The organism is Roseomonas sp. WA12 (assembly GCF_054165765.1).
Genome location: NZ_CM135108.1, coordinates 1,901,372 through 1,925,842 on the forward strand (window position 1 = coordinate 1,901,372; position 24,471 = coordinate 1,925,842).

Annotated in this window: 23 protein-coding genes; 11 read left to right on the forward strand and 12 right to left on the reverse strand. The window is 67.0% G+C overall.

Annotated elements, in window-relative coordinates; all coding sequences use genetic code 11:
* Window positions 1-2 precede the first annotated feature (2 nt).
* The 3 genes from ACVBD7_RS08980 (at window position 3) to ACVBD7_RS08990 (ending at window position 2,502) form a co-directional block, all read left to right on the forward strand.
* Window positions 3-725: a hypothetical protein gene (locus ACVBD7_RS08980; protein ID WP_458097138.1), complete on the forward strand. Its 723-nt coding sequence runs from the start codon at window positions 3-5 to the stop codon at window positions 723-725.
* Between the two features lie 150 nt (window positions 726-875).
* Window positions 876-1,688 (forward strand): transglycosylase SLT domain-containing protein, encoded by an 813-nt coding sequence (locus ACVBD7_RS08985; protein WP_458097139.1) that lies wholly within the window; start codon window positions 876-878, stop codon window positions 1,686-1,688.
* Window positions 1,689-1,713: 25 nt separating this feature from the next.
* Entirely contained in the window at window positions 1,714-2,502 is a 789-nt protein-coding gene (locus ACVBD7_RS08990) for a tetratricopeptide repeat protein (RefSeq protein WP_458097140.1), read from the forward strand.
* 109 nt (window positions 2,503-2,611) lie between these two features.
* Here ACVBD7_RS08990 and ppk2 read toward each other — a convergent pair whose 3' ends face one another.
* Complete coding sequence (gene ppk2, locus ACVBD7_RS08995; RefSeq protein WP_458097141.1) at window positions 2,612-3,523, reverse strand: polyphosphate kinase 2; 912 nt, start codon at window positions 3,521-3,523, stop codon at window positions 2,612-2,614.
* A gap of 1,003 nt (window positions 3,524-4,526) precedes the next feature.
* Between ppk2 and ACVBD7_RS09000 the strand changes: the two genes are divergently transcribed.
* Window positions 4,527-6,107, forward strand: coding sequence for an ABC transporter substrate-binding protein (locus tag ACVBD7_RS09000; protein ID WP_458097142.1), 1,581 nt, complete (start codon window positions 4,527-4,529; stop codon window positions 6,105-6,107).
* Window positions 6,108-6,131: 24 nt separating this feature from the next.
* Here the strand turns inward: ACVBD7_RS09000 and ACVBD7_RS09005 are convergent, their stop codons facing one another.
* Window positions 6,132-7,331, reverse strand: a complete 1,200-nt coding sequence (locus ACVBD7_RS09005; protein ID WP_458097143.1) for a M20 aminoacylase family protein — start codon at window positions 7,329-7,331, stop codon at window positions 6,132-6,134.
* A gap of 218 nt (window positions 7,332-7,549) precedes the next feature.
* On the opposite strand from ACVBD7_RS09005, the gene ACVBD7_RS09010 reads away from it, so the two are divergent.
* Window positions 7,550-8,536, forward strand: a complete 987-nt coding sequence (locus ACVBD7_RS09010) for a Bug family tripartite tricarboxylate transporter substrate binding protein (protein WP_458097144.1) — start codon at window positions 7,550-7,552, stop codon at window positions 8,534-8,536.
* Window positions 8,537-8,632: 96 nt separating this feature from the next.
* On the opposite strand, the gene ACVBD7_RS09015 is transcribed toward ACVBD7_RS09010, so the two are convergent.
* From ACVBD7_RS09015 to ACVBD7_RS09045, 7 genes are all read right to left on the reverse strand, one after another.
* A complete protein-coding gene (locus ACVBD7_RS09015; protein ID WP_458097145.1) occupies window positions 8,633-9,946 on the reverse strand; it encodes an acyl-CoA thioester hydrolase/BAAT C-terminal domain-containing protein in 1,314 nt (437 codons plus the stop codon).
* Between the two features lie 2 nt (window positions 9,947-9,948).
* Entirely contained in the window at window positions 9,949-11,538 is a 1,590-nt protein-coding gene (locus tag ACVBD7_RS09020) for an ABC transporter substrate-binding protein (protein WP_458097146.1), read from the reverse strand.
* A 133-nt stretch (window positions 11,539-11,671) separates the two neighbouring features.
* Window positions 11,672-12,298: a GntR family transcriptional regulator gene (locus ACVBD7_RS09025; protein ID WP_458097147.1), complete on the reverse strand. Its 627-nt coding sequence runs from the start codon at window positions 12,296-12,298 to the stop codon at window positions 11,672-11,674.
* 165 nt (window positions 12,299-12,463) lie between these two features.
* Complete coding sequence (locus ACVBD7_RS09030) at window positions 12,464-13,588, reverse strand: ABC transporter ATP-binding protein (RefSeq protein WP_458097148.1); 1,125 nt, start codon at window positions 13,586-13,588, stop codon at window positions 12,464-12,466.
* Between the two features lie 9 nt (window positions 13,589-13,597).
* Complete coding sequence (locus ACVBD7_RS09035) at window positions 13,598-14,437, reverse strand: carbohydrate ABC transporter permease (RefSeq protein WP_458097149.1); 840 nt, start codon at window positions 14,435-14,437, stop codon at window positions 13,598-13,600.
* Between the two features lie 3 nt (window positions 14,438-14,440).
* Entirely contained in the window at window positions 14,441-15,421 is a 981-nt protein-coding gene (locus tag ACVBD7_RS09040) for a carbohydrate ABC transporter permease (RefSeq protein ID WP_458097150.1), read from the reverse strand.
* 7 nt (window positions 15,422-15,428) lie between these two features.
* Entirely contained in the window at window positions 15,429-16,736 is a 1,308-nt protein-coding gene (locus ACVBD7_RS09045) for an ABC transporter substrate-binding protein (RefSeq protein ID WP_458097151.1), read from the reverse strand.
* A 442-nt stretch (window positions 16,737-17,178) separates the two neighbouring features.
* Between ACVBD7_RS09045 and ACVBD7_RS09050 the strand changes: the two genes are divergently transcribed.
* Entirely contained in the window at window positions 17,179-18,363 is a 1,185-nt protein-coding gene (locus tag ACVBD7_RS09050; RefSeq protein WP_458097152.1) for an MFS transporter, read from the forward strand.
* A 34-nt stretch (window positions 18,364-18,397) separates the two neighbouring features.
* Here the strand turns inward: ACVBD7_RS09050 and ACVBD7_RS09055 are convergent, their stop codons facing one another.
* Window positions 18,398-18,586 carry a hypothetical protein gene (locus tag ACVBD7_RS09055; protein ID WP_458097153.1) on the reverse strand — a complete coding sequence of 63 codons (189 nt, stop codon included), beginning with the start codon at window positions 18,584-18,586 and terminating at the stop codon, window positions 18,398-18,400.
* Window positions 18,583-18,879 (reverse strand): ABC transporter permease subunit, encoded by a 297-nt coding sequence (locus ACVBD7_RS09060; protein ID WP_458097672.1) that lies wholly within the window; start codon window positions 18,877-18,879, stop codon window positions 18,583-18,585. The genes ACVBD7_RS09055 and ACVBD7_RS09060 overlap by 4 nt, the downstream gene beginning before the upstream one ends.
* A gap of 145 nt (window positions 18,880-19,024) precedes the next feature.
* On the opposite strand from ACVBD7_RS09060, the gene ACVBD7_RS09065 reads away from it, so the two are divergent.
* From ACVBD7_RS09065 to ACVBD7_RS09085, 5 genes are all read left to right on the forward strand, one after another.
* Complete coding sequence (locus ACVBD7_RS09065; RefSeq protein ID WP_458097154.1) at window positions 19,025-19,276, forward strand: hypothetical protein; 252 nt, start codon at window positions 19,025-19,027, stop codon at window positions 19,274-19,276.
* Between the two features lie 237 nt (window positions 19,277-19,513).
* Window positions 19,514-20,500: a 2-keto-3-deoxygluconate permease gene (locus tag ACVBD7_RS09070; protein ID WP_458097155.1), complete on the forward strand. Its 987-nt coding sequence runs from the start codon at window positions 19,514-19,516 to the stop codon at window positions 20,498-20,500.
* A complete protein-coding gene (locus tag ACVBD7_RS09075) occupies window positions 20,497-21,753 on the forward strand; it encodes a four-carbon acid sugar kinase family protein (RefSeq protein WP_458097156.1) in 1,257 nt (418 codons plus the stop codon). Before ACVBD7_RS09070 ends, ACVBD7_RS09075 begins: the two co-directional genes overlap by 4 nt.
* The gene (pdxA, locus tag ACVBD7_RS09080; protein ID WP_458097157.1) at window positions 21,750-22,781 is read left to right on the forward strand and encodes a 4-hydroxythreonine-4-phosphate dehydrogenase PdxA; all 1,032 of its coding nucleotides are present in this window, start codon (window positions 21,750-21,752) and stop codon (window positions 22,779-22,781) included. Before ACVBD7_RS09075 ends, pdxA begins: the two co-directional genes overlap by 4 nt.
* A gap of 102 nt (window positions 22,782-22,883) precedes the next feature.
* Window positions 22,884-23,672 (forward strand): DeoR/GlpR family DNA-binding transcription regulator, encoded by a 789-nt coding sequence (locus tag ACVBD7_RS09085; protein WP_458097158.1) that lies wholly within the window; start codon window positions 22,884-22,886, stop codon window positions 23,670-23,672.
* Window positions 23,673-23,712: 40 nt separating this feature from the next.
* Here the strand turns inward: ACVBD7_RS09085 and ACVBD7_RS09090 are convergent, their stop codons facing one another.
* Complete coding sequence (locus tag ACVBD7_RS09090; protein WP_458097159.1) at window positions 23,713-24,216, reverse strand: hypothetical protein; 504 nt, start codon at window positions 24,214-24,216, stop codon at window positions 23,713-23,715.
* Between the last annotated feature and the right edge of the window lie 255 nt (window positions 24,217-24,471).

The window sequence follows — 24,471 nt, forward strand, 5'->3', positions numbered from 1 at the left end:
CGATGCGTCACACCCTTGCCCTCATCCTCCTCGCCGCCACGACCGGCTGCGCTGCCGACCCTGCACCGGACCGCGCGCGTGGCTTTGCTCCCTTGCTGGAAGAGGATCGCCGCATCGTCCTCTTCGCTGCGGACGGCATCAACCCCGACCCGGCCGATGCGGCGGGCCTCGCCGCCCTCGCCCGCGCTCGCCCTCTCGCCAGCTATGGCCTGCTCCTTCCATCCGAGGGACGTGCTGAAGAGGCTTCCGCCATCGCCGAACGGCGCGCCGCTGCCATCCGCTCCGCCCTGCTGGGGCGCCCGGTCGTGGTGACGCTGGGCGGCGACACCGCCCCTCCCCGCGGCGAGGCGCTGGTGGTGATCCAAGAGGCGCGCACGGTTCCGGTCGCCTGCCTCGGCGAGGCGGAGCCGTGGCGCCGGCCCTTCATCCCCGGTTTCGGTGGTGAGTCGCGCCGCTTGGTTCTCCCGGCGGGCTGCAGCACCGACATCGCCCTGCAACGCCAGGTCGAGCGCCCCTCCGACCTTGTCGCAGGCCGTGCCATGCAGGGAGGCCCCGCTGGTCCCGCCGCACGCGCCATCGAGCGCTACATTTTCCGCGACGAGCCGGACGGGCCGAACGGACGTTCAGCCGCCCCCGTTGCCGGGCAGCGCGGCGAATCCGAAGCAACCGAACCCGCCCAGGGCGCACCGGCATCCCCGGTGCCTGAAGGCGCTCCAGCGCGCTAGGAAGCCTGCCAGAGCAGGCTTGCGGTTCGATCGCCACGAAAATGCAACGCGAGCGTCATCTGTCCGATCACCTTCCTGTCTATCGCTGCCCCGGGCCAATCCAAGGCCGATTGCATCCGGGGGATCATGCCGCAGCGCCGAAGGACATCCGTGGCCCGGGCCGCCCTGGCCGTTACTGCCGGATTGGGCCAGTCCTGGGCTGCCGCCCTCTTTCTGCTTGCCGCCCCCGCTTCCGTCGAGGCGCAGCCCGCCGGGGATGACGCGGCCGCATGCCGCCGCGCAATCGCGCAAGTCGAGCCTGGCTCGGGAATTCCGCCCGGGTTGCTCGGCGCAATCGCGCTCGTCGAAAGCGGTCGCGCGGGAGCTGGCGAGGTCGCCGCACCCTGGCCCTGGACCTACAATGCCGCCGGACAGGGCCATTATGCCCCGACGCGCGAGGCCGCGATCGCCGAAGTGGCCGCCCTGCGCGCCAGCGGCGTGCAGTCCATCGATGTCGGCTGCATGCAGGTAAATCTCTTGCACCACCCCGACGCCTTCGCCAGCCTGTCGGAAGCCTTCGACCCCATCGCCAACACCCGCTACGCCGCCGGTTACCTCCTCTCGCTGTACGCTGCCGCAGGCGCTTGGGGCACTGCCGTGGCGCGCTACCATTCCGGAGACCCCGGGCGTGGCGAGGCCTATGGGCGGCGTGTGGCCTTGGCGCAGCTCGGGCGCGCCTGGGCGGGCGGCGGTACGGTGTCGCTGCCCGGCCGGCCGGGCCTTTGCGGGCGCGGCGCAGGGGCCGTGCTCGTGCTGCATGGCGTGGAGGAATCAGAAGGCAGCCCCGTCGCGCCTCGCATCGCCTGTCGCCGCAGCTCGGTCACCCCTCGCGCCCAGCGGCCCGATGGCCGGGTAGAGGACGGCGTGCCGGTCGCCGCCGTGCACCGCGTGCCGCGCCGCCATCGCCAGTTTGCTGCCCGATAGACCTGAAACCATGAACGGAACGCCGATGATCCGCCCGCTCGTCCTCTTCTGCCTTCTCCTTGCGGGCTGCGCCGGGGAATCGCCCACCTCCGACCGCAACACCGCCCGCTCCATGATGCGCGTAGGCGACCACATGCTCGATAGCGGCGAGGCTGACAGCGCCGCCACCTTCTATCGCGGCGCTGCCGAGCGGGACCCGACCGATCCGGAGCCGCGCCTGCGCCTTGCCCGCCTCATGGCGCGCCAGGGTAGCCCCGAGGCCGCCTTGCGCGGCACGATGGAAGCGATCGCGGCTGACCCCTCCAACACGGAGGCGCGCAAGACGGCCGCCGGGATCCTGCTGCGCCGCGGAGACACGAACTCAGCCCGTGTGGCACTGGACGTGCTGGAGCCGGCAGCCACGGCGCGGGACGCGCGGCTGCAGCGGCTACGGGGCGTCGCGCTGGATCTGATGGGCCGTCAGGCGGAAGCAGAGGACGCCTATCGCCGCGGCCTGGCCGTTGCGCCGGCCGATGCGGACCTGCGGACCAACCTGGCGCTCTCCCTGGCTGTCTCCGGCAAGGCCGCCGACGCAGTGGAGGAAGCCCGGCGCGCAACAGGTTCCCCCGGAAGCGGCGCCACCCATCGTGGCAGCCTCGTGCTCGTGCTGGCGCTGGCTGGGAAGGGGGAGGAGGCGGAGCGGGAAGCCGCGCTGCTGCCGGCCGGCGAAGCCCAACCGCTGCTCGCACGTGGGCGCAATGCCGCTGCCCAGCCTGACGCCGCGACGAGAGCGGCAGCGCTGGGGATCTCGCGCCCGGCCGGCAACGGGGCCTGACTGCGAGGGAGGCGGCTTGGCCTGCGGCACTGCCACAGGCGATCGCTCGCCCTTCTTGGCTCCCCCAGGTCAGCGACGAGAGATGTAGGATCTGTGCGGCCGTTCCATCTCAGTACCTCTCCGGCACATATAGCTCCGGCGGCAGAGTCCGGCGCTCGTAGTGCGGGTCAAACACCCGCTCGGGCAGAACCACAGGCTCGTGGACGACATCTTCGTAGGGGATCAGCGACAGGAGGTGAGCCATGCAGTTCAACCGGGCCCGCTTTTTGTCGTTTCCCTCAACGATGTACCAGGGCGCCTCCTTGATATTGGTGCGCTCGAACATCTGCTCCTTGGCACTGGTATACTGCTCCCAGCGCACCCTGGACTGCAGGTCCATGGGCGAGAGCTTCCACTGCTTGATCGGATCGTGGATCCGCATGAGAAAGCGGAGCTGCTGCTCCTCGTCGGTGATCGAGAACCAGTATTTCACCACGATGATGCCGGATCGGACCAGCATGCGCTCGAAGTCGGGAACGTCGCGGAAGAACTCCTCCACCTGCGTCTCGTCGGCGAAGCCCATCACCCGCTCCACTCCCGCACGGTTGTACCAGCTGCGGTCGAACAGCACGATCTCGCCGGCAGCGGGCAGGTGCGGAACATAGCGCTGGAAGTACCACTGCGTCCGCTCACGGTCCGACGGGGCAGGCAGGGCGACGACACGGCAGGTGCGCGGATTCATGCGCTGCGTGATCCGCTTAATCGCTCCACCCTTGCCGGCGCTGTCGCGCCCCTCAAACAGCACGACGACTTTCAAGCCGCGATGCACCGCCCAGTCCTGAAGCTTCAGCAGCTCGCCTTGGAGGCGTAGCAGTTCACGGAAATAGGTTGCGCGATCCACGGTGCTCTTCTTGCGATGCTGATGCAGCGCCCGCAATGCCGCCGGCAGGCGGCTGTCATCCACCTCCTGTTCCAGCTCCTCATCAAAGTCGTCCTCGAGCTCGAGCTTGAGCCACGACGACTCCCTGTCAGCTTCCTGCATGAACGCTGTTACCTCTCCGAACTGGGTCCGACTAGAAGACCTGGGCGCCGCGATGCAACGTCGGATCGGTTACATCGCGCGAACTCGCCAAGGGCATCGGCAGTTTGATGGTGATGCCCGCCGCTTTCGCCCTAGCGACCTCGGCTTGGGATGAGTTCTACACCTCGCCGATCCAATACCCGAGCAGATGTCACGTGCCCTCGCTCTCCGTCGCTGCCGAAGTCGGTGGAGCTGTTCGTCGCGGTATGTCGGAGCAGAACTCTGGGATGACCAAAACAACGGCCATAGCTTTCGCGCATCGTAGAGTCGGATAACTCGACATCCCTGGCAGGCGTGCGGACCCCCGGAGGCAACGCATTCGCCCGCTCTAATGAACGGTATCGCCCAGGCACTTGCAGGACGGTGCCGTCGTCCGGCTCACTTGACTGGTAGCGGCTGGAGCGCTGGCTCGGGCGCCCGGACAACCTGCGAAGCGGAAAGCAGCATCGCCCGGGGACGGAACGACGCTCCGCGTGCAGACGCTCCGTTGCCTGGAACACCTCCTCCGCACTGCCGAGCAAGGCAAGGATCGCGCCCCGCTCGCCAGAAGGCACGGCAGTGCCCAGGACGAGCGTCTGCGCGCGCAGGGTGGCCAGCAAGGCTGCGCCATCCGCATCGGCCGCGGAGCCCTGGCCCGGCGCCAACGCGGTGGCAAGGTTTTGGCTGATCCCGTCCAACAACGCATTTACCACCGGCTTGGCTTCCGGCGAGAACTCCTCCCCAGGATACCCCGGGCTACCTGATGGAGCATGTCGCTGAGATTGGCGGCGACATTTGCTTCCTCGATCAGGATGGCGACCAGCTCGGCCTGGCTAGGGGCAGAGTCCTGCGTGAAGAGAGAGGCAGCAAAAGCACGCATGGCGCTCCAGCCTTCCAGGCTTGACACGACGCTCATGCCCCATGTGAACTCATTTCAGCAGGCAGCACCGCTCTCGCACACGCCCCGTGCTGCAGGAGCGCCCGCATGAATTCCATCTCCCGCCGCGTCCTTCTCACGGCCGCGCCCGCTCTAGCAACGATGCCGGTTCGCCAGGCCAGCGCCCAGGTTCCGCAGACCCTGGACCTCGCCGTAAGTGCCCCGCCCAGTTCGGCGGACCCGCACTACTACACCCTCACTCCCAACAATGCCCTGGCAGCCCACATCTTCGACAACCTGTTGCAGCGAGATGCAGCCGGGCGCCTCGTCCCGGGCCTCGCAGAGTCCTGGCGCCTCGTCGACGACATCACCTGGGAGTTCAAGCTCCGCGAGAACGTCCGCTTCCACAACGGTGAGCCGTTCACCGCGCGTGACGTTGCCTATACGATCGACCGCATCCCCAAGGTCGTGAACTCCCCGGGCTCCTTTGTCGTCTACACCAAGGCGATCCGGTCGGTGGAGGTGGTGAGCCCGCACCTGATCCGCATGAAGACGGCCTCCGCCTACCCTCTGCTCCCATCCGACATGGCGAGCTTCGGCATCATCTGGCACGGCCTCGGCGAGGCACCGAACACCGGAGACTTCAACAACGGCAAGAACACGATTGGCACCGGTCCCTACAAGCTCATAGCCTTCCGTGCCAACGACCGTGCCGAGCTCGAGCGGAACGAGAACTACTGGGGCGAGAAGCCTGTCTGGCAGAAGGTGAACTACCGTGTCATCGCGAATGACGGCGCCCGCACCGCCGCCCTCCAGGCCGGCGATGTCGCCTTTATCGACGCCGTTCCGACCAACGACCTCGCCCGCCTCCGCACCGATGCGAAGCTCCGGATCTCCGAAACCGTCAGCCTACGCTCCATCTATCTTCGGACCGATTTTCGCGCTGAATCACCCCACATCTCCGGCCCGAACGGCGAACCCATTCGCAACCCGATGACGGACCTCCGCGTCCGGCAAGCCCTCAGCATCGCCATCAACCGCCCCGGTATCGCGGATCGCGTGATGTCGGGCGCGGCCCTCCCGACCGGCCAATTTATGCCACCCGGCACCTTCGGCCACGTCCCCGACATCCAGCCCCCGACCTTCGACACCGACAGGGCCCGGAAGCTTCTCCAGGAAGCCGGCCTGCCCAACGGCTTCACCGTCACACTCATCGCTTCGAACGACCGTTACGTTAATGACGCCAGTGTCGCGCAGTCCATCGGACAGATGTGGACCCGCGCGGGTATCAAGACGAGGGTCGAGGCCATGCCCGTCGCTGTTACGGCCCAGCGCAATGCCCGGCGGGACTTCAGCGTCCTCCTTGGCGGCTGGGCTAACAGCAGCGGCGAGCCCTCCGCCGGCCTACGGGGCCTGCTCGGAACCCGGGATCTGGAGAGGGGTTGGGGGACGGTGAACTACACCGGCTATTCCAGCGCCGAATACGACCGCGTTCTCGAACAGGCTCTCGGCACGAATGACGATGCTGCCCGCGAACGCCTCATGCAGCAGGTCACCAGGATTGCCGTCGCCGACGCCGCCTGGGTCCCCATTCACATCCAAAAGAATATCTGGGCCATGCGGCAGGGCTTCACCCACACACCCCGGGCCGATGAGATGACCCTTGCCATGGATCTTCGCCCGGCGTGATGCACTGGGGAGAAGTAAGGGGGCCTAACCCACCCCCACGCTTCCCAGCTCCTTCGCCACAAGCTCCACCCAATAGCCGACCCCGAACGGAATGGCGTCGTCGTTGAAGTCGTAATGCGGCGTGTGCAACCCAGCCGAGGTCGCCCCGCCGGCACCCTGCCCCATGAACACGAAGGCGCCCGGCCGCGCCTCCAGCATGAAGGAGAAGTCTTCCGCGCCCAACACCAGGGCGGCATCCGGGTCAACCTTGCCGGCGCCAACCAGAGCGCCCGCAGCCGCCACCGCCACCGCCGTCTGCTCGGCATGATTGACCAGGGGCGACGTGCCCCGCCGATACGAAACCTCCGCCAAACATCCTGCGACTGCCGCTAGCCCGTGTGCGAGCTCGTTCATCCGCCGTTCGATCGTGTCCCGTACGGCCGGCGTGTAGGACCGTGCGGTTCCTCCGACCGCCAGCTCCGCCGGCATCACGTTCAGCGACTCCATCGAACCACCATGCACCGCGCCTACGCTCACCACCGCCGTGTCCACGGCCGCGATGCTGCGCGACACGATGGTCTGGAGGGCCAGGACGAACTGCGCCTGCAGCACCGTCACATCCGTGGAAAGATGCGCCGCCGCCCCGCCATGCCCGCCCGTGCCCCGGAACGTCACCACGAACCGGTCCGCAGCGGCCAGCGCCGGTCCCGTCCGCGTCGCGAACTGCCCGAGTGGCAGATCCGGTGCGTTGTGCATCCCGTAGACGGCATCGACAGGAAATCGCTCGAACAGCCCGTCCGCGATCATCGCCTTCGCACCACCGCGGCCCTCCTCCGCCGGCTGGAAGATGAACTGCACCGTTCCCCCGAAATTCGGATTTAGCGAGAGGTGTCGCGCCGCGCCGAGCAGCATCGTCGTATGCCCGTCATGCCCGCAGGCATGCATGGTTCCCTTATTGATCGAGGCGTAGGGCTTCCCCGTCGCCTCCTCGATCGCCAGTGCGTCCATGTCCGCGCGCAGGCCGATGGCCCGCTGCCCGGGAAGCCGCCCCTTGAGCGTCGCCACGACGCCGTACTTCCCGACCCCCTCCGTCACATCCAGGCCCCAGCCTCGCAGCGTATCCGCCACCAGGCGGGAGGTCCGCGCCTCCTCCATGCCCATCTCCGGATGCGCGTGGATGTCACGGCGGATCGTCGCGAGTTCAGATTGCAGTGCCTTGATCGAGTCTGCGGTGGTCTCACTCATGGGGCGGCACTCCAGCAGAGGGTTTCGCCTGACAGCATGACCGGCCGCGCGCAAGCTGCCTAGGTCATGCACCTACCCCGACCTAGGCTGGCTCACTCCTTTGCGGCACCGCCCGCCGCTCGCGGTCGTTCTGATCCCGATCGTGCACGGCGGGCCAGATCCTGCGGCCGGGAACCGCTTGTGCTACATGGGTTCGACGGACTGACGGAGACTGCCCCATGAACCCCAGCATCACACGCCGCGGCACGGGCGCGCTGCTGGCCGGCGCTCTCGCTTCAAATTTGCCGTACCCCTCCTTCGCGCAGGGGAGTCCCTCCCCGACCCTCCGCCTTTTCGTCACGCAGCCGCCAGGCGGGGGCACCGACGTGATCGCGCGCCTGATCGCCGAGACAATGGGCCGATCCCTGGGCCAGACGGTGGTGGTGGACAACCGCCCCGGGGCAAACGGCCTCCTCGCAGTGAATGCCCTGAAGCAGGCTCGGCCGGACGGCAGCGCGGTGCTGCTGGGCGGCGTCTCCCTCTTCAGCTTCAACCCCAATCTCTATTCAAAACTCCCCTACGATGCCGCCCGCGACTTCACCTACATCGCACCAGTCGCGGATACGGCCCTTATCCTTGTCGCCAGTCCGAGAAGCGGGCTCACCAGCCTCTCGCAGCTCGTGGAACGGGCAAAGGCCGAGCCTGACCGATTGACCTACGCCAGCGTCGGCATTGGCAACTCCACCCATCTCTCCATGGAGATGCTGACCGACACTGCCGGGATCCGCATGACCCATGTGCCGTTCAATGGCTCCGGCCCATCGCTGACAAGCGTCATGACGGGAGAGACCGACTGCATGGTGATCCCGCTCGTCACGGCGCTGCCGCAGGTCCACTCCGGCAACCTTGCCGCGCTTGGAATGCTGACACGCGAGCGGGTGGCGGCTCTGCCCGAGGTTCCCACGCTGAAGGAACTGGGCCTCGAAGGGCTCGTCATGCCCGGATGGTATGCGCTGGTTGGGCCGTCCGGCATGTCCGCGCCGTCTGTCGAGCGGATCAACGCGGCCGTTCAGACCGCCCTGGACACTCCCGCGATCGCGAAGGCACTGCGGGACCAGTACCTCGAACCGATGCGAGGCAGCGCGCAATTCGTGCAGGAGAGCGTAGCAAAGGACAGCGCCGACTGGGGCGCCTTCATCCGCCGCAGGAACCTCCGCGTGGAATAGCGTCCAGCCAAACATCACGAAACGGCCTCCGACCGCCGCAGCGCTCAGGCGCGACGCCCGGTCCCGTCGTTCCTGACGGTGCGGAGCGGCGGAGACCTAGTCCGCGCTCCTCTTCTGCCCTGCGGCACTGGCCGCTGCCTCCCGAAGGAAGGCCAGCATGGCGTGCCAGCTTGCCTCGCTCGCATGGGCGTTGGCGGCCGCGGTGCCGCCCCCGGTCGCGACGATGCCGCTGACCGGATGCGGCCATGTGATGTGGGTTGTCGGCTGGTAGGGATGGCTGATGGCGTGGCCCGCTCCCTCATAGGCGAGATGCGCGTGCGGCCAGGGATGGTTCGCGGCCCTCAGCGATTCCTCCACCATTTCCGCATAGCGCGTACTCGGCCAAGATCCGTCATCCGTGCCGGAAATGCTGAGCACCGGCCCCCGGATGCGCTCCACCGGGATGCGGGCTGCCGCCACGGCCTCAGCGTCGCCCAGGGCGGTCTCGACGCCGTGGGCATGGCGGCGCGGCGCCACAGCCTTATCGTAGGGGACCCAGCTCGCCGTGCGGTTCCTCTCCCAGACATGCGGAATGGGCCGCCCGCCCAGCGTCCAGGCATGCCCGTCTCGGCCACCGAGGGCAGGGTCGGCAGCGCTCATTGCCCCGTGCACCACCGCCCCCGGCACATAGGCGACGACGGCCGAGACACGGTCCGGAAAGGTGGCACCTAGAAGCAGCGCCAACTCGCCGCCGCGCGATTGACCGGAGACCGCCACGAAGTCGTTGGGCGGCGAGACCGCAACCCGCAACCAGTCGATCCCGCGCGCGAACATTTCGAGCGGCGTGTTGGAGATGTAGCGCGGCAATCCGGGCGCACCGAAATAACCTAGTGCCAAGGCGGCAAAACCATGGGAGGCCAGCAGAGCCGCCCGAGGCTCGTTGACGCCGCCACCCGACCCGTAGAGCACGACCACGGCTGGATGAGGCCCCTCCCCGGCCGGCAGGAAGAGCGTACCGACCAACCCATGCTCGCGCAGCTCGCGCCGCGTCACGCCGGGGCCCACAAAGCGAGCGGTCATGACGGCCTCGGCGCGAAGCTGCCCTGCCTCCGCCACCAGCCGGGATTGCACGGGGTTGGCCGCCAAAGGGCCAGTGGCATCGGCCGTGGATGGGGCGACCCGCTTCTCCTGCGACCAGATCAGCCCCATAGGCGAGACGCCCGTGTAGCTGCCCTCCAGCGGCGCATCCCGGGCCGCGTCCACCGCGCCTTCCGCATCCGCGACGAAGGTGGCGGCGCCGGCCCAGCGGCCCCCATCCGGCCAATCGGTCTCGATGGCCACGCGCACGGGGGCGCCAGGTGGTGCGCCCTCCACCCGAACGCGGCGCGGCACGTCGAGCAGGGCATCCGCGGGTTCGACGATGAGCCGCATGCTCAAACCTCCCGCCGTACCATCATCGCCGCCGTGCGGTCGGAAACGAGGGGAGAAACCGAGAGGCCGCGCCGGGCCGCCCAGAGATTCCGGTAATGGAATACCGGGATGATCCCAGCCTCCCCAATCACCACCCTCGCCGATTCCCTCAGGATCGCCTCGCGCCTGGCATCGTCCAGCTCCTGCACCGCCGCCTCTAGTAACCGGTCCACCTCCGGATTGGCGTATCGTCCCCAATTGGAAGCACCTCGGCCCTTCGAGGGATCGTAGGATCCGATGACGTTGAGGAGCGCATAGGAGGCCTCGCCGGTGCCGTTGCCCCAGGCGAGGACGGACATGGCGAACTGTCCTCCGGACGCACGGCCGGAGAAGGTCGCCCAGGCCATATTCTCCACCGTGGTGCGCACGCCGATCCGGGTCCAAGCCTGCGCCACCGCCTGGGCCGTTTCAGGCCCTCGAATGTAGCGGTCGCTTGGTACATGGAGGGTGAGGCGGAACCCTTCCGGAAAACCTGCCTCAGCCAGCAGGCGCCGCGCGCTTTCCGGGTCCGCAGCGGTCGGCGGCAGGGCAGGCTCGTAGCCAAAAGAGCCTTCCGGCATCCACTGTCCAGCCGCCACAGCCTGTCCCTGCAGCAGCCGGTCTGAAAGGGCACGCCGATCCAGCGCAAGGGAAAGGGCCCGGCGCACCCGCCCATCGCTTAACGGGTTCCACGGCAGGGGAGAGCCGTCGTTCGCCTGCACGAACGGGTTCGGCTCTGGCGAGGCGTTGGGGCAGAGCAGAAGCACCCGCAGTCCGGGATGCGCGAAGAGCTCCACATCCTGCCGCCGGCGGATGTTCTCGACATCCGCGACCGAGACGCGCTCGATCACGTCCACATCGCCCGAGAGAAGGGCCGCGGTACGTGCCGCCGCATTGGGGATCAGGCGGATGGTCACCTCTGACCAGGCCGGACGGCCGCCCCAGTATTCGTCGTTACGGCGGAAAATGATGCGGTCCCCAGGGGCGTAGGAGACGAAGCGGTAGGGCCCCGTGCCGATCGCCGCCTTGCCCGAATTGAAGTCCGTACTTGCTGCGCCCTCCACGGCGTGCCGCGCCACGACGGAGACGGAAGCGAAGTTGAGCGGCGTGAGTGGCGCGGGCCCATGGGTGCGAACGATCAGCCGATGCGGGTCTGGCGCTTCCAGCCCTGCGATCTCCCTCAAATAGCCACCGAAGGACGAGGCGGAGCCAGGCACATCCGGAGCGCGGCGATAGGAGAAGATCGCGTCCTCTGCCGTGAAGGGACGGCCGTCATGCCAACGCACGTCGTCACGCAGCGTAAATTCCCAGGTGGTGGGGTCGATCAGCCTCCAGGACTTCGCCAGGCCGGGCTGCAAGGTTCCGTTGTGGTTCTCCACCAGGAAGTCGAAGGCATGCAGGTTCACCGACCGGTCGCCACCAAAGTTGTTCAACTGCGGATCGATGGAAGAGACCGGATCTCCGAAGGCGATGGTCAGGCGATCCTCCGGCGCCGGGCGATTGCCCTGCGCGCGCGCGGTCCCTGCAAGGGCCGGCAGGGCGAGTAGCGACGAAAGAGCGCGGCGGGAGATCATCTACGGGGTGCTTCTCGGAACGGGGGAGCATCAGGTTTTACGCCCTCCACCTAATCTTGAAAGCCTCTGCAGTCCGTGGATCGTTTGGGACAATACCGAGTGAAGAACGGTCTTTCCGGTCTGCCGCTTCGCGTCACGCCGCCTGTACAGGCCGCACGCCTCTCAGATAGTCGTCCTTGCTCGGCTGCAAATGATCGACGCAGAGTTGTGAAAGCGCCCACCGGTCATGCCCACCAAGCAGACCGATCATGGTCTCATGCTGGGCATGCGAGGCACGGAGCGCCCGCACATCGGCCAGCGTCTTGGCCCGTACCGGCAGGCTGAGCCGCATATAGTGCTGGATTGTCGCAAGCAGGTACTCGTTGCCGCAGGCGCTGAACAGGCAGATGTGAAAGCGGTCATTCGCGGCGTGGACGCCACGAAGGTCACGGGCCGCGATGTGCTCCGCGAACTCAGCGTTGATCGACAGCAATTCTTGAAGCAGTTCCGCCGGCGCCGGCAGCGGGATCAGAAGCGCGGCCTGCCGTTGGACCATCTCCCGCACGGCATAGATCTGCTCCACCTGCGACGGCGTTAGGGAGCGGACGGTGGCACCCTTGTTACGCTCGCGGACGACGAGGCCGAGCCGCTCCAGCCGATCCAATGCTTGGCGGATGTGGTGTCGGGAACCTCCGAAACGGGCCAGCAGCCCGTCCTCCACAAGCCGCGAGGCCGGCGGCAGCCGTCCGAAGATGATGTCCTCTTGCAGCACCTGCACCACCTCGGCCTCCGCCTCGGGCGCTCCGCTCGGCCAAGTGGTGGAGGGTTGGATCACGCTGCCTGCATCCACAAGGCATCCTCCTCCGGCCCGCCTCCGCAATGCCCTCCAGGCTCACCGGGAACACAACCGCTCATCGGGCCGGTACCGGAGAAGCGTGCCGCGCCGTCATTGCCCAGCGCGATCTGCGGCGACAGCGCGCCCGTCCGGACCGAAGATATAGCAAGCCTGCGAGGGCACGCCGAACCGCAGCGTGGTCCCGGGCTCGGCCCGCGCATCACGGTGCAGGCGCGCAGTGATTTCCCCGCCTGCCGTGTCGACCTGCATCAGCGTTTCGGCGCCCAAGGGCTCCACGCCAACCACTTGCCCGGTAATGGCGGGACCGTCCGGATCATCGGGCCCGAGCAGCACCAGATCCTCGGGACGGATGCCGAACGAGACCTCGCCGCTGCCGGCCAGGAGAGAGGACAGGGCAGCGTCGGACCACCGTGTCAGCGGCAGCACCGCGCCCGCCACCTCCGCCACAACCCCACCCCCGCTCCGCCGCAAGCGCGCGCCGAGAATGTTCATCGGCGGACTGCCCAGGAAGCTGGCAACGAAGATATCCGCGGGCTCACGATAAACCTCCAGAGGCGCACCGACCTGGGCGATGCACCCGCGGTTCATGACGCAGATGCGGCTGCCCATGGTCATCGCCTCCACCTGGTCGTGGGTGACATAGATCATGGTCGCCCCAAGCCGCCGGTGCAGCCGGGTCAGTTCGTTGCGCGTGGCTACGCGAAGCGCGGCGTCCAGATTGCTCAGCGGCTCGTCAAAGAGAAAAACCTTCGGCTCCCGCACGATCGCCCGGCCGAGCGCCACGCGCTGCCGCTGCCCACCGGACAATGCGGCGGGCCGGCGCGCAAGCAACTCGCCAAGGCCCAGCATGACGGCAGTCTGCGTGACGCGCCGCTCCACTTCCGGCTTCGGCGTGCCGCGGCGCTTGAGGCCGAAGGACAGATTATCCGCCACGGTCATGTGCGGGTACAGGGCGTAGGATTGGAACACCATCGCGATATCCCGGTCCTTCGCCGGCACCGCGTTCATCTCCCGGCCATCGATCGTGAGCCTCCCGGAGCTGATGCTCTCCAGCCCTGCAATCATCCGGAGCGTGGTGGATTTTCCGCAGCCCGACGGCCCGAGCAGCACCATGAACTCGCCATCCGCGACGGTGAGATTCACGTCCTGCACGGCCGTTAGGCTCCCCGCGCCGCCGTAGCGCTTGCAGACATCTTCCAGGTGAACGGTCGCCATTGTTTCCCCTTACTTGACGGCCCCGGCCGTCATTCCCTGGATCAGCTTCTCGGAGAAGAAGGCGTAAACGACAATTACGGGCAGAACCGCGATCATCACGCCCGTGGCGATCATCCCGATATCCTGGAAGTAGTCGCCCATGAACCGCTGGATCCCGACCGGCAGCGTCTTGAGCTCATCATCCGCCAGCAGCACCACCGCGAAGAGGTACTCGTTCCAGAGATGGACGAAGTTCAGGATAACGGTCGTCACAATGGCTGGCATGCCGACGGGCAGCACGATACGGAGAAAGATCTGCCAGTCCGTATAACCGTCGATGCGAGCCGCCTCGAACAGATCGTTCGGGATGCGGGCAAAGAATGCCTCCAGCAGAAAGACTGTCAATGGAAGCTGCAGCGAGACATAGACCAGCACGAGGCCGAGGCGGGTGTTGTAGAGATCGTACCCTACCAGGATCTGGAATAGGGAGAGCAACACAACCTGGGGTGGGAAGATGATGGAGGAGAACAGGATGAAGTAGATCAGCCGGTTGCCACGGAAGCGATACCGGGCCAGCGCATGGGCCGCGCAGGCTCCGAGGACCGTCACGATGATCACCGCCGAGACTACGACGAGCGTGCTGTTCCAGAAGTAGCCGGCGAAGTTTGAATCCACCCAGGCCGCGCGGAACTTCTCCCAATGCGCCGGGAAGGGCAGGCCGTAATGGTCGGCGCTGATCTCCGCCGTCGTGCGGAGCGACATCGAGCCGACCCAGAGGAACGGAAGAGTGGTGTAGAGGGTGTATAGCACCAGCACGGCGAGGAGTGGCCCACGGCGCAGCGCCGCACTGAGACGGGAGGAGATGTCCATCGCTCAGTACTCCAGCTTCTCGCGCTGCCGGAAAGCCCAGTGCAGCAGGGCGGAGGCGGCCAGCACGATGACAAACCAGACCGCCGCAATGGCGGAGGGATAGCCGAGGTCGAAGCTGTTCCAGGCGAAGGCGCGTTTATAGACATAGGTGGAAACTGTCTCGGTCGCCCACATCGGCCCACCCTGGGTCATGATCCAGACGAGATCGAAAACCTTCATCTTTCCAATGAAGGCCAGGATGTAGAGGTTTAGCAGCGTGGGCCGCATCAGCGGCACGATGATGTGGCGCAGCTTCGCCCACCAGCCGCAATGGTCCAACTCCGCGGCTTCCAGCACCTCTTTGGGAAGTGCATGCAGGGCCGCAAGACAGACAACCATGTTGAAGCCGGCCCACTTCCAGGCATGTGTGATCATCAGGGCGGCCAGGGCCGTCTGCGGCTCTCCCAGCCAGGCACGAGTTAAGTCATCCAGGCCTAGTGCTCGAAGGGCGATATTCACTGCGCCCCAGTCGTAGTTGTAGATCCACAACCAAAGCACCGAGACGACAACGTAGGAGAGCAGCACCGGCGTGAACCAGGCGATGCGCAGGAACCGCGCGAAGGGAACGCCGGCATATAGGACAAGGGCGAGCAGCAGGCCCGTGACCACGTCCAGCACCGGCGCGATGAATGACCAGACGAGCGTATTGCGGATAGCGCGCAGGAAGGTCTGGTCCGCCCAGATGGCGGTGAAATGTGCGAGGCCGACGAACTCCGGCGCCTCAACGTTCTCGAGGTTATAAAGGCTGTCGTGGAAGGTGCGGATCACCGGCCAGGCTGTAAGCCCCGCATAGATCACCAGCGCGGGCGCGAGGAACGCCATGATGGTGGCCCAGGAAGGCGTGCCGGGATCACGCTCCCGCAACGCCCAGGGAAGGCGCCACGACCGGCGCCCGGCCGCACGGGGCGGCACGTTGAAGGGTGCCGCCTCGGCTTTAAGGGTCATGGAACGGCTACCGCGTCGCGCTGCAAGCCGCGTCCATTTGCGCTGCGGCGTCCTGCGGCGAGACCTGGCCGCCCGGCAGCCCGCGGTTCAGCACCTGCTGGAAGGTGTCGGCGCAGCGTCCGGTCAGGTAGTGCAGTGGCGTGCCGATGAAGAACTTCGCTCCCTCGGATCGTGCCTGAAGCTCACGAAAATAGGGGGCGTTGATTCCTGAGATGCGGGAGGGATCAGTGCGGATGCCGGTCTGCAACAGCACCTGTTCCATCCATCCATTGCCGCTCTCGATGTTGACGAAGGAGTTCAGGAGAGCACCGGCGCATTCCTTGTTCCGGCTACGCGAATACATGACGTAGCTGCCGCCAACCGCGAGCGTCTTGCACTCCGGGCAGTCACCGCCGTCCATGGCCGGGTACTGCATGATGCCCAGCGGAAAGCCGGGCGGCTGGCCACCGCTTTCCGGCGGCACGAAGGCTCGGCCGGTGTACCAGCTTGCGATGGGGAACATGAGTGCGCCCGGGTTGGTGTGGAAGTAGTAATGGGACTCACCGAGCTTCAGCGTGGCCAGGCTGCGCGGATAGGCGCCGAGGTCCACCAGCTGACGGACCCATGTCATCACATCGATCACGCGCGGATCACGGAAGGGCAACTCGCCCGTCAGAAGCTTGCGATACTCATCGGGACCGAGGCGGCGCAGCAGCGCTTCCTGCAACAGGTAGGCGCCGGGATAGGGTCGGTCCGCAACCCCCTGCGCCAACGGCGTGATGCCTGCCTGCACGCTGCGACGCACAAGGTCAGTGAACTGCGCCTGCGTGAGTTGCGCACTCGGCGGCATCTCCACGCCGAGCTGCCGCACCCTGTCGCGGTTGTAGTAGAGCTCGACGGTATAGGCCTCCAGCGGCAAGCCGTAGACGCGGCCGTTATGCGTCCAGGAAGAACGTGCCCAATCCTCAAGGCCGGCGAGATTCACGTGATTGTCCAGCGGCTCCAGGAAGCCGTTGCGCGCGAAGGCGATCTCGTCCGGTTCCAGCCAGAAGATGTCTGGCGCCTGGCCGGTTCGCACGGAGGCACGGACTGAGGTGTAGATGTCCGCCTTCTGGATGAACTGCAGGCGCACCCGGCATTGCGGGTTTGCTGCCTCGAAATCGCGCACGCGCCCTTCGACGAAGGTCCGTTTCGCCGCCTCGTCTGGCCAGTGGCTCCACATCGTGATGTTTTGCGGCCGGGCAGCTGTCGGCTGGGCCATCGCAGCCGACGCGGCGAGGACAAAGCCGAGCGTAGCGGTACCGATACGGAGCAAACTCCGCCGAAATCCGAGCATGCGACGATCCCTCGACTGATTTATTTGTCTGAAGGAGGCAGCAGCGCTTACGGATTGTCAATGATGTTCGGCACACTTGGCAACACTGCTTGGACATGTAAGTCCAACGTCCGAGCATATCCCTAAAAAATCGTCGATAATAGTTCGACCGAAAGCGGAACGTTGGTAGGCAGGGCAAAGAAGTCCACTGACGTCCTTCCACTCCGGCCACGGAGTTGCTCGAGTACGGAAGGCTTCGAGCTGGACAGATCCGATGCGCCTTCATCGACCCTGATCCCCGCCCTGGATGTTTGCAGCGCCAGAGCGGCCGTGAGACGCATATCGTGCGAGGTCCGTCCGAGAACGGCCGTCAGGAACGAGGAAAATGCCATTGTCGAAGCGCCAGGCTGATCCGCGGGCACTAGGCAGGGAAACGCATCCCCAGTCGGGAAGTGAGAGGCCGGTGAACGCCAGGCACCTCCTCCTCCTCGTGTCACTCGCTCATCTCGTCAGCCACGTCTACATCCTCGCGCTCCCTCCCCTTTTCCCTTTCCTCCGCGACCGTCTGCAGGTCGGCTTTGTCGAGCTCGGCCTGGCGCTGACCGTTTTCAACGTCGTTTCCGCCGTCGCTCAGACACCCATTGGCTTCCTCGTAGACCGGATCGGCGCCCGGCGTGTGCTTGCCGCCGGACTTGGCCTCGGCGGGCTGGCCCTGCTCTCCATCGGGCTGGTCGGGACCTATGCCTGGCTGCTCGTGGGAGCAGCGCTGGCAGGGCTCGCCAATGGTGCCTTCCATCCCGCTGACTACGCCCTCCTCTCGGCCGGCATCCCGAAGGAGCAGATGGGCCGCGCCTTCTCGCTCCATACCTTTGCAGGTTACCTCGGCACCGCCATCGCCCCCGCCGTCCTGATCGGCCTTGCCCTCCTCGCCGGGCCGGGCGTGGCACTCGGAACGGTCGGCTTGGTGGGCGTGCTCTTGGTGGCGTTCATCCTGCCGATGCGCGTGCCCTCGGTGCAGGGGGCAACCGATGCGCGGCGGCAGGAGACGGCCAACCGTGCCAAGGCTGGAAGCGGTGTGTTCACGCCCGCGATCATCTCGCTGACCATCTTCTTTACCCTTCTCAGCTTCTCGAACGGGGCCATCCAGAACTTTTCGGTCGCCGCCCTGGTGAGCGGTTACGGCCTGACCCTGACCCAGGCCAACGCCGCGCTCACAGCCTTCCTGATGCTCAGTGCCTTCGGAGTCCTGGTCGGCGGCTTCCTAGCAGACCGCACGCGCCGACACGGCGATGTCGCGGCCGCAGCCTTCGCCCTGACAGCGCTCCTGACCCTTCTCGTGGCCATCGCGGATCTCGGGCCATTGGAACTTATGGTGGCTCTTGGGGCAGCGGGGTTCTTGTCCGGCGTGATTGCCCCGTCGCGGGACATGATGGTGCAGGCCGCAGCGCCGCCCGGCGGATCAGGGCGGGCTTTTGGAATTGTCTCCACGGGCTTCAACATCGGCGGCGCGATCGGGCCGCTCCTGTTCGGCTGGATCCTCGATCACGGAGAACCGCGCTGGATCTTCGGCGCAGCCGTCGGTTTCATGACGCTGACTGTGGTGATGGCCCTGCGCGACCGGTGGTCCCCCCGCCCGCGCTCGGTCTGACGGGCAGCGCTACGCAGCCAACCGAAACCACCGCTCAGCGGCTTCCGGCGTGCATGAAGGATTGCACGAAATGACGCTGGACCAGCAGGAAGGCCAGGAGCAGCGGCGCGGCGGTGATCAAGGTGGCCGCGCTGATGATCGCCCTGTCAACGCCCTGGTCCGTGGAGGCAAAGACGGCGAGCCCGACGGTCAGCGGCCGGGTCTCGACCGAATTGGTGATCACCAGCGGCCAGAGAAAGTTGTTCCGATGGTAGGCGACGGGGTGAGGCCGTAGGCCAGGTAGGTAGGGCTCGCGAGCGGCACATAGACCCGCCACAGGATCCCGAAGGTGCCACATCCCTCCACCCTCGCCGCCTCCTCCAGCTCCCGCGGGATCTGCTTGAAGGTCTGGCGCAGCAAGAAAATGCCGAAGGCTGAGGCAACATAGGGCAGCACCATCCCGGCCACTGTGTCCACCAGTCCGAGCGCGCGCATGGTGCGGTAATTCTCGACGATGAGCATGTCCGGCATGATCATCAGCTGCACCGATACTACCGCGAAGAGCAGCCCAATCAGCCGCGAATGGCTGCGGCAAAGACGAAGGCCGCCAGCGTCCCGAGGATGAATTGCGCGCCCGTGACGAAGGTGACGAGCAGCGGACTGTTCAGCATGTAATGGTGTGTTGCGCCGCCTGCGCAACCGCGTCCCGACCGGCCCGGCTCTCGCCTCGGAGATGGTGCTCGGCGCGATCGCCGTTTCCGCGACCATCATCGTGCTCCTCGCCGCGGCGAAGCCGTTCAAGGACTGCGTCCGAGCAGCCGCGGGCCAGAAAGGTCGGCAAGCGATACCTAACCTCCGCGGAGAGCCAGAAACGCTGGCCCTCTTCCCGCACGAGGCTCTCCCCTCAGGCCGGCATGTGGCAAAGCAGCAATGAGCACAGGCGATCTGTCTTGACGAGAAAAATTGCGCAATCTGGGCAGGATTGTCGACCGTCAGGTCCCTTCAGGGCCGAATTTCCCACTCAGCTGACGGCGGCCGAAGTACATTGGCTACAAAATTGCGCAATTCGCGCAATTTCTTGTTTGACTTTCGCCGTGCCTGGGAAGATGCAGCACGCCACAAAGGCCGAGCCACGCAGGCCGGACCATGCGAAGCGCGGAGGACGTCCCCAGTGCAAATTCCAATCAAGCGCGCCATCGAGAGAGTCCCGGGTGGCATGATGGTCGTGCCCCTCGCTTTAGGCGCCATCATCGCCACGCTATTCCCGACCACGCCGAAATTCTTCGGCTCCTTCACCGGCGCCCTTTTCACCGGCGCACTCCCGATTCTCGCGGTGTTCTATGTCTGCATGGGCGCCAGCATCGACTTCAAGGCGACCCCTTACATTCTGAAGAAGGGCGGCACGCTGCTGGCGACGAAGGTCGGCATTGCGGCCCTGCTCGGCATCATCGTCGGCCAGTTCCTGGGCGAGGCACCGGTCGCCAGCGGCATCTTCGCCGGCCTCTCCACCCTCGCCATCGTGGCTGCGATGAACGACACCAATGGTGGCCTCTACATGGCGCTGATGGGCCAGTACGGCGAGCCGCGTGACGTCGGCGCCTATACGGTGATGACACTGGAATCGGGGCCCTTCCTCACCATGGTCACGCTCGGCGTCGCAGGCCTCTCGGCTTTCGAATGGCCGGTGCTGGTGGGTGCCATCCTGCCGCTGCTCGTCGGCATGCTCATCGGCAACCTGGACCGTGAGATGCGTGACTTCCTCAGCCGCGCCATTCCCGTGATGATCCCCTTCTTCGCCTTTGCTCTCGGCGCAGGGCTGGACCTGACGAAGGTCTGGCAGGCAGGGCTGCTCGGCCTCGGCCTCGGCGTCGCGGTCGTGGTCATCACCGGCATCGCCCTCTTCCTGGCGGACCGTGCGATCGGCGGCTCGGGCGTAGCTGGTGTCGCGGCGGCCTCCACCGCCGGCAATGCTGCCGCCGTGCCCGCCATCGTTGCGGCCAACAACCCTGCCTATGCCGATGCCGCGCCCGCCGCGACCATCCTCGTCTCGGCCTGCGTCATCGTCACCGCCATCCTGGTTCCGCCTGTCACGGCCTGGGTCGCGCGCCGCGTCGGGCCCGCGCGCCTCGCGGCCAGGACGGAAGTGGGCGGTGCATGACGCGCAGTTGGCTCATCCTCGCCGATGACCTGACCGGCGCCGCGGATTGCGGCATCGCCTTCGCCCGTCGCGGGCTGGAAGCGTCGGTCGGCTGGCATGGTGTGGAAAACGCCGTCCGCGCAGAGGTGGTGGCCATCGACGCCGATAGCCGCCGCCTCCCTCCCGAGGAAGCCGGGGCGCGCCATGCCGCCCTGCTCCACGCGCGCCACGCGGCCGGAATGGGGTTGATCAAGAAGATCGATTCCACTCTGCGCGGCCAGCCAGCCGCCGAATTGGCCGCGACCATCCGCGCACTGCACGATGTCGGCCGTCCGGCGCTCGCCATCGTCGCGCCCGCCTTCCCCGCCACCGGTCGAACGACCGAGGGCGGCCGGATCCATATGAACGGGCGGCCGCTCGAAACCACGCCGCTCTGGGCGCGCGACCACAGCTACGACAGCGCCCACCTGCCGAGCGTCCTGGAATCGGTCGGACTATCGACCCGTGAGATCCCGCTCGGATTGCTGCGCCAGGACGAGGCAGCACTGGCCCGCGCCCTGCAGGTGGCATTGACGGACGGGATCGACGCCGTGGTCTGCGATGCGACCGCGCCCGAGGACCTCATCTCCCTCGCTCGCGCCAGCCTACCCCTCACAGGAGAGGTCTTCTGGGTGGGCTCCGGCGGCATTGCCGCGGCACTGGCGGCAGCCCTCCCGGATGGGACAGCCCCGCGAACCCTCGCCTTCCCGGCCCTGGGTGGCGGCATCCTGATCGTGGTGGGCAGCATCGCCGAGGCATCCCGCGGCGCGGCCGAGCGCCTCGTTGCCGAGGACGCCGCGGCGCGTTTCGACATCCCGCCCGCGCTGTTGCGCGCCGGCCCTGCCGATCCACGCTGGGCCCCGCTCGCCGAAGGGATCGCGGCCTCCCTTGCCGAGGGCCGCGACACGCTGGTTCTGATCGCCGACGACCCCGGGGCCGACCTGGCCCAGGGCGCCGCTCTGGCAGAAGCACTGGCAAACCTGCTTGCGCCCGCCGCGGCCCGCATGGGCGGCCTCTTTGCCACCGGCGGAGAGACAGCATGCGCGTTGCTGACCCATCTCGGCGTGCACGGAATCCGCCTGCTGGAGGAGGTCGAGGCAGGCGTGCCCCTCGGTATCACCCAGGGGGCAATCGAGGTGCCGGTGATGACCAAGGCCGGCGCCTTCGGAAACGACGGAACCATTCTCCGCAGCCTCACCCGGCTGCGGCACCTCTCCAGGACATCCCCGGAATGACGCAGCACGACACCCGCCCCATCGTCGCGATCACCATGGGCGACGCCGCCGGCATCGGGCCGGAAATCATCATGAAGGCCCTCGCGCGGGAGGAGGTGTATGCCATGTGCCGCCCCCTCGTGATCGGAGACGCCACCCGACTGCGGGAAGCCGAGGCCGTGGTGCACAAGGGCCTTGAGGTCCGCGCGCTGGAAACCCCGGCCGGTGCACGCTACGAGCGCGGCACGGTGGACTGCATCGATCTCAGCCTCATCCCCGCCGGCTTCCCCTTCGGCCAGCTCTCCCCTGTCGCGGGAGAAGGCGCCTATCGCTACATCGAGCGCGCCACGCGCCTGGTCGAGGCCGGCGAGGCGGATGCCATCTGCACGGCCCCGCTGAGCAAGGAGGCGCTGCACGCCGCCGGCCACAAGTATCCCGGCCATACCGAGCTTCTGGCGCATCTGACCGGCACGCCGGAGGTCTCGATGATGCTGGTCGCGCCGAAGCTGCGCGTCATCCACGTCACCACCCATATCGGCCTGCTGGACGCCATTCGGAAGATCGAGCCGGGGCTGGTGGAGCGCGTCATCACCCGCGGCCGCGCGACGCTGGTGAAGGCCGGCATGGAGAACCCGCGGATCGGTGTCTGCGCCATCAACCCGCATGCCGGCGAGAACGGCCTGTTTGGCGAGGGCGAGGAAGAAGAGAAGATCATCCCCGCCATCAAGGCCGTGCAGGCCAAGGGCTGGGCCGTCGAGGGCCCCCTTCCCGCCGACACCCTGTTCTTCCGCGCCGCCCGCGGCGACTTCGACCTCGTGGTCGCCATGTATCACGACCAGGGCCACGGCCCGGTGAAGGTGATGGGCCTTGAGGCCGGGGTGAACATCACCATCGGCCTGCCGGTGGTGCGCACCTCCGTCGATCACGGCACCGCCTTCGACATCGCGGGCAAGGGCATCGCCGATGACGGCTCCCTGGTCGAAGCGCTGAAGCAGGCGGTGGACCTGGCGCCGAAGCGGGACCGCACGGCGGCAGCGCTGCCCGCCTGATCCGAGGCAGCCGGGCATCCGGCCTTCCCACCACCCCGGATCGACACCGGGCGGAGCGCCTGCGAGAGGGTGGAGGGACGGCGGCCGCGAGGGGTCGGCGCCATGCGCAAGGAAGACGCGGCGATGCGGTTGAGGCGGGAGAGGACAGAGGCGATCCTGCTGGCGATCGCCGCGGGCGACGCCGATGTGGACAGCCTTGCCGCACGCTTCGGCGTCTCCGCCTCGACGATCCGGCGCGACCTGCATCACCTCTCGACGCAGCGGGCCATCACCCGCACCTATGGCGGCGCGGTGCTGGCCTCCCCCGCGCAGGAACAGAGCCTCCGCACCCGCGAGGGCCAGCACCGCGCCGCCAAGGCCGCCATCGCCGCCGCCGCTCTGGCCGAAATTCGGGAGGGAGAGACGCTGATCCTCGACGGCGGCTCGACCGTCGCGGCGCTCGGCAGCCTCCTGCGCGCCCGGCAGCAACGGGTGGTCACGAACAACCTTCCCCTCATCCCCGTCCTCACCGGCACCCCGGGGCTGGAGCTCGTTGTTCTCGGCGGCACGGTGCGCCCGATCAGCATGGGCACCACGGGCCCGCTTGCAGAGCAGGCGATGCGGCAGATGACCGCGGACAAGGTTTTCACCAGCGCCGATGGCGTCGTCGCCGGCCGGGGCCTGTGCGAGGCGACCCTGGAGCAGGCGGCGCTGAAGGGGCTCATGACGCAGCAGGCGGCCGAGGTCTACGTGCTGGCCGACGCGTCAAAGCTCGGCCGGGCCAGCCAGCCATGCTGGACGCCGCTCCGGCCCGGCTGGACCCTCATCACAGACGCCCTCGAACCTCTCTGCGCTCCGTTCAGGGCAGAGGGTCTCCGCGTCATTCGCGTCGAGCTCGGGAAGAGGTCCTAGCCGCCCAACGAGGGCCCCGGTCGGCGGCCGCAGCCCCGCTTCACCCTTCCACCACATCCCCGCGCCTGCGACGCAGGAGCCCGATGATGGGTGTCACCACGCCGATCAGCAGAAGGCCGGCAGCGACAAGTGCCGTCAGCGTGCGGTTCCAAAGTCGGTCGAGGCCGAGATTGGTCGTCACAAGCTCGGGCCGCGCCGGATCGGCCAAAACGGAGACGGTGTAGTCACCACCAACGCCGAGGAAGAGCATGTCGACCTCGCGCGTGATCGGTCCGGATTTGCTGAGCAGGGAGAGGGTTGCATCGCAGGTGGTGATGACGAGGCGCGTGCTGCAGCGCCCCTTGGTGACCCGCCCGTCCGCGACCGGCTGGGCCGTATCCTTCACCTGCCAATCGGTTGCGATGCCAGGCACCATGAAGATCATCATCGCGCCCAGCAAAGCGGCGCAGACGACCACGCCCACCAGGCTCCAGAACGTCTCGCGTTTGCCCCCGCCTTGCGGGGGGAGGGTCAGTGGTGGGGTGGGCTGTGTGACGCTGGACATGGCGCAAGCCTAGCCTCCCCACGTCGGAGAGGAAGGCGCAGGGCGCTCAACTCCACGCCAGAACCACATTGAATCGCAGGCTGTGGCGCCGATTACGACCGCACCGATCGGCGTTCCGCGCAGGCGTCACACCTGCATCTCGCGCCACGACAGCGATCTGGGGCCGCCGGCCAGGAACATCCCACGCCCTTGCCACCAGGACAGCCTGGCAGGATCGGAGGGGATAATGGCATTGCTGCCACGTCCGCTCAGCCG